Origin of the sequence: Rheinheimera baltica DSM 14885 (genome assembly GCF_000425345.1) — a bacterium.
In the GTDB taxonomy this organism is placed as follows: Bacteria; Pseudomonadota; Gammaproteobacteria; order Enterobacterales; family Alteromonadaceae; genus Alishewanella; species Alishewanella baltica.
Genome location: NZ_AUDG01000128.1, coordinates 1 through 1,369 on the forward strand (window position 1 = coordinate 1; position 1,369 = coordinate 1,369).

At 41.5% G+C, this 1,369-nt stretch carries 2 protein-coding genes; both read left to right on the forward strand.

All coding sequences use genetic code 11. The features are described from left to right. The first annotated feature begins 211 nt into the window (after window positions 1-211). The gene (locus H595_RS0119665; protein WP_027672665.1) at window positions 212-718 is read left to right on the forward strand and encodes a nuclear transport factor 2 family protein; all 507 of its coding nucleotides are present in this window, start codon (window positions 212-214) and stop codon (window positions 716-718) included. 87 nt (window positions 719-805) lie between these two features. Continuing rightward, window positions 806-1,291, forward strand: a complete 486-nt coding sequence (locus H595_RS23110) for a hypothetical protein (protein ID WP_156886041.1) — start codon at window positions 806-808, stop codon at window positions 1,289-1,291. Window positions 1,292-1,369: the final 78 nt, after the last annotated feature.

The following is a 1,369-nucleotide window of genomic DNA, read 5'->3' on the forward strand; positions in this document are numbered from 1 at the left end:
CATTCGTCATTGGGGTTTAATACGCCAATTGAATATGAAAGTAAGGCAGCATGAAATTTAAATCTAAAAGCGTCTACTTTTTAGGGGGAAGTTTCGACTCGCAACAAGTTGCTCGCCTGTGTGGCGGTAGTTAGGCTTTTCTGTTAAACGGATGAAGACATGGTTTAACAAATAGCTAATCTGTCCACACATAAATGGAAAGGAAACGAAAATGAAACCTGTATTTGGAAAATTGGTAATGACCGTTGTGCTTCTTGCATTATTTGGCGGTTGGTTAAGTTTGGCAAATGCCGACAATGTGAAAACCTTGCCGTTGAATACCGCTGAAGGTGCAGAGAAAACACCTAAGCAGATTGTGACCGAGTTTTTCGATTTGGCGTTTGTCCAACGTCATCCCGCAGAAGCTGCCATGAAGTATATTTCCCCTGACAAATATATCCAGCACAATCCTGATGGAAAAGACGGACGGGATACGTTCATAAAAGGATTTGCTGCATATGTTGAGAAATCGAAGTATCAGGCAGTCATAAAGCGGGTTATAGCAGAGGGTGACATGGTTGTCGTGCATAGCCACGGCTTTAACGATCCGGGTGATTCAAAAGATCGTGGTGAAGCGTCCGTAGATATTTTCCGTGTGGAGAATGGAAAAATTGTTGAACATTGGGATGTGATTCAACCGGTACCGGAAAAGTCCAAAAATTCAAACACCATGTTTTAAAAAGCCTAACCCGGCGCTCCAGCGGATTCGGTTTTGCTCCGCTACGCTCCGCAAAACCGAACCGCTGAGCTTGTCGTTAGAGGTAATATGAGACTAAGCATCGCTAATATAATTTTTACTGTAGCAGTACTTTTGCTGTCGCCACCCTCGTGGTCCAATCCTGAAAATGACGCTGTAGTGTTCGTTAAAAATACTGGAATGGGAAACAACCTAGAGCGAATGGCAATACGAGTTGCTATGAATACTCAAACCTATCGCATGTTAAATACCGACTTAGGCATGCCTGCAGCTGCAAATTTGGTTAAAAAGCATATAAAAATTGCCACAGGAAATTATCAAGATGAATGGAATAAAAATCTGGCTGCTTCATATTTGGAATACTTCAGTGCAGAAGAATTGAATTCTATTCATACTAATAAAAAATCGTCTCCCTATATCGAAAAATTTAAAGCTAAACAAAAGGATGTGGGAGCCAGTATGCAGCATAGGTCCAAAAACCTTTTGCAAAAAATCGTGTCTGAGGCCATGAAAAATGCCTTTATTGAAAGTGCAACCTCTAATAAACAAGGATAGGTCGCGCGCAGCCGCGACTTAATCCTGTTGTTGGACAAGCCCGGTGTTTGAGTTTTCTGCTTATATAGTAGATATATC

Bases quoted from the DNA above. Each gene is read 5' to 3' on its own strand.
- H595_RS0119665 (WP_027672665.1), top strand. From the start codon at position 212: ATGAAACCTGTATTTGGAAAATTGGTAATGACCGTTGTGCTTCTTGCA.
- H595_RS23110 (WP_156886041.1), top strand. From the start codon at position 806: ATGAGACTAAGCATCGCTAATATAATTTTTACTGTAGCAGTACTTTTG.